The 3,057-nt window shown below is 49.9% G+C and carries 2 protein-coding genes; one reads left to right on the top strand and one right to left on the bottom strand.

What is annotated here, in order from left to right; genetic code table 11:
• Positions 1 to 349 precede the first annotated feature (349 nt).
• Positions 350 to 1,033, top strand: coding sequence for a GntR family transcriptional regulator (locus ACTIKR_RS06050; protein ID WP_193089099.1), 684 nt, complete (start codon positions 350 to 352; stop codon positions 1,031 to 1,033).
• A gap of 283 nt (positions 1,034 to 1,316) precedes the next feature.
• Here ACTIKR_RS06050 and fic read toward each other — a convergent pair whose 3' ends face one another.
• On the bottom strand, positions 1,317 to 2,414 hold the full coding sequence (gene fic / locus ACTIKR_RS06045) for a protein adenylyltransferase Fic (RefSeq protein ID WP_193089098.1): 1,098 nt from the start codon (positions 2,412 to 2,414) through the stop codon (positions 1,317 to 1,319).
• Positions 2,415 to 3,057 lie beyond the last annotated feature (643 nt).

The raw sequence follows: 3,057 nt of genomic DNA, 5'->3' as shown, positions 1-3,057 counted from the left end.
CTGCCGAACACAGCAAAACCAGTGCGCGACTGGCCAGCACAATTAGTCTGTCCATAGTCTGTTCCTCCTGATCGCGGTGTCTTGTCTTGGAAATTTTTGCCGAGAGATTGTGACCCCTGCCTTGAAAACACCCGAAGTATCAGGCGAACGCGCGGGGCGATCCGCGATGTGGATTTCTTGTCTCATGTATACACAATTATTAAAATTGGCGGTTTTTTAGGGTAAAACCTTGGAATAAATGCCATTGTGCATACATGAAGGGAGGAAGTTTATTAGTGATTTCCCTAGTTTCGGGAATTTTACGTATACTGGAGTATGAGTCTTTTCTATTTATGTATACATGAAACCAATGAACACCCTGGCTGATCACGTCACCCACACGCTCCGAAGCTGGATCCTGCAAGGCATATTGCAACCCGGCGAGCGCCTCGAAGAAATTCCGCTAGCAGAAAAGCTTGGGGTATCGCGCACGCCGGTGCGCGCGGCGCTTGGCAACCTGGGCAATGAAGGCCTATTGGAGCATCGCACCAAGCGCGGCTACACCGTGCGGGTTTATCAATATGAAGACATCATCGGCGCTTATGAAGTGCGTGCGGTGCTCGAAGGGCTGGCCTGTCGGCGCGCTGCGCAAAAGGGCCTGTCCGATCTTGCCATCAGCAAACTCAAGGCATGCGTGGCGCAAGGCGATGCGATTCTGAATAAGGGCGTACTGTTGCCCGAAGATCACGCGCCCTACCAGGAGATGAACGTCACGCTACATGAAACGCTACTATCTGCTGCGGAAAACTCCTGGGTCACCCGATTCACCACCCAGGCGCAAACCGCGCCCTTTGCCTCGGACAGAATCATGCTGTGGGAAGATCACGGCATCATCAGCCGCTCGCACCAGGACCATCACCGTATCGTCACGGCTGTGATCGAGAAGGACGCCGCGCGGGCAGAACAACTGATGCGCGAGCATATCTACTTTGCGGGTTTGCTGCTGCGGGATAATTATGAGCGGTTGAGCAAGAAGAACACGTCGGGGAAGTAGGAAGGCGGTCAAGGGACACGCGCCACCCTCCAAGTCAGTATCCCTTAGCTCGTCAGTTCCCGAATCTCATTCTTATTAAACATCAGCTCCAGACGAGCCCCTTGCTCAAGCATCCGCTCAGACGAACGGTTAAGCAGCTCCACCGTTATTTGTCCAATAGCAGTATCTACAGAATAACGAATAATATTACCCAGAAGCTGGTGGTCCAGGACCGTCGCATCAATCGGTAAGGATAGACGATGCCCATAGCGCAAACGCCTGATTCACGGGTTACGCCGTTTTATTAGCTCGGGCTGTCGTCCTCACGCGCCAGCAATCGCATCAATGCCACATTGATGAATATTTTTTCGCGTCCCGACTGAACTTCTCTCAATACATTTTGCGCAACAAGCGCCTGTAGTATCTTTGACGCCGTTTGGCGTTGGGCAATCCCCTGGTCCACAATATTGGCAATCCGACAATAGGGCTGTGTAAAGATAAGGTCGACGAGTTCGTAGCTATAAATCTTCGGCAGGGCCCGGCGTAGTTGTTCCCGGATTTGGTCCATCAAGTCACAAATGGCGATGATTTTTTTCGACGTCCATTCAGCGGTGCTATGCGTGGCCTGCAGCATATACAAAATCCATGATTCCCACTCCTGCTCTGTTGTCACTCGCAACAGCCGACGATAGTATTCTGATTTATTCTGGATAATGTAGCGGCTCAGGTAAAGAATGGGCGCTTCAAGCAAGTTCTCGGAAATCAAAAAAAGCAGATTCAGTACACGGCCGGTTCTACCGTTGCCATCACTGAAAGGATGAATCGCCTCAAATTGATAGTGCATGACAGCCATGCGGATAAGAGGGTCAATGTCGGTTTGCGTGTGACTGAACCGTTCCCAATCTGCAAGAAGATCGCGAATTGCCCCCTCCCCGTCCGGTGGCGTATAAACAATCTGCCCTGTGGCCTCGTTCAGGAGTGCCGTACCCGGCACGCGACGGATATCCGTTTCCACCCCTTTGATGGTTCGGCATATCTGAACTGCAGTAGCCGTCGTCAGCGGCCTTGAGTTAAGTGACTGGTATCCGCGGTACAGCGCGGTTCTATAGCGCAAGGCCTCTTTCGTTGCAGGATCGGCCAGAACATTCGACTCGTCGCTCGCATACTGAAAGAGCCGGTCTGTGGTCGTAACGATATTTTCAATTTCAGAACTGGCCTGCGCTTCCAGCATAGGAATAATATTAATCAGCATTTCCTGGTTCGGAATGCGCTTTGCCATGGCCTTCAAACCCGCCAGTGAGGCCTTGGCGTCAATGCACGCTTTTAGAATGGCTTTTGTCTCGATATCCGCTTTTGGCGGCAGACGGGGTAAATCGTTATATGGCAGGTCTGGGCTAAACATACACTGGCCTTTTGAGAAAATATGTCGAATATTTCGATAATTTTAACCATATCTCTCTCATGTGTCGATTTTTTTAAATTTTTTCAACATATATGATCAATATGTTTAAGCCATCGACATATTCGTATGATATGTCGACAAAAACGATTTATTTCGACATATCAGGATAAATGGGATCCTTGACACAGGCAAGAATTATGATAATTGGCGTCTTTCCTATGCCTTTGGCGTTATAGCTTGACCAGATCATTCACACCACAACCTGCCTCCTTATCCTTCGTGCAATGTTGAAATTCCCGCAGTTTTGCTAAGCTCTGGTTCCTGGCCCAGAGATCGCTCTTGAGCGTTTCAGTGCGACCAGGATATGTTCGCAGCCGTTCAGAACACCGTCTTATCACAGTGGTTATGCCCTTTTCCTATAGCTGAAATCTATCTGAACATCTGGTGCCAAGCGGAGGAATCACTCATCATTTGTCGTTCTCATACAAACAATGACGGAGACGAAAATGAATAAGCTATTGTCGCTGGTAGTGGGGATGGGTCTTGCTGCGCAGGTTTTTACTGTTCACGCCAATGCCAGCAAAATTGCCGATACCCAGACTCGCGTTATCCAGACAGACAAGGGAGCAAAGGTCGAGGTCTT

Origin of the sequence: Advenella sp. (genome assembly GCF_052108595.1) — a bacterium.
Lineage (GTDB): Bacteria > Pseudomonadota > Gammaproteobacteria > Burkholderiales > Burkholderiaceae_B > Advenella.
This window is presented reverse-complemented; position numbering and strand designations above follow the sequence as displayed.

Excerpts from the sequence above, each read along its gene's own strand:
- ACTIKR_RS06050 (WP_193089099.1), top strand. The coding sequence starts at position 350 with ATGAACACCCTGGCTGATCACGTCACCCACACGCTCCGAAGCTGGATC.
- fic (WP_193089098.1), bottom strand. The coding sequence starts at position 2,414 with ATGTTTAGCCCAGACCTGCCATATAACGATTTACCCCGTCTGCCGCCA.